The sequence below is a fragment of the Rhodococcus ruber genome (assembly GCF_027270735.1).
Classification (GTDB): Bacteria; Actinomycetota; Actinomycetes; order Mycobacteriales; family Mycobacteriaceae; genus Rhodococcoides; species Rhodococcoides rubrum_A.
In genome coordinates this window covers 1-213 of sequence record NZ_JAPWIJ010000057.1, presented here as the reverse complement: position 1 = coordinate 213, position 213 = coordinate 1, and the positions used below count along the sequence as shown (strand labels likewise).

Annotated in this window: 1 pseudogene; it reads right to left on the bottom strand. The window is 68.1% G+C overall.

Annotation, left to right across the window (positions count from 1 at the left end):
• Positions 1-213 (bottom strand): annotated as a pseudogene (locus tag O4220_RS27795) (hypothetical protein); the annotation flags it as partial.

Sequence of the window (213 nt, the reverse complement as noted above, 5' to 3'; positions counted from 1 at the left end):
ACCACCGCCTCCGCGGACTCTCGCTCGGCCCTCGCCGTCGTACCCACCAGGTCGATGAACAGCACGGCGACCGTCCTGGTCTCGCCGCCGAGGCGTGGAGCACTCGCCAGTGCACGCTGCGCCACGGCGTGGCCCACGTGTCTGCCGAACAGAGAACGCAGTCGCACGCGCTCGTCGAGGCCGACCACCATCTTGTTGAACCCGTTCTGCAAT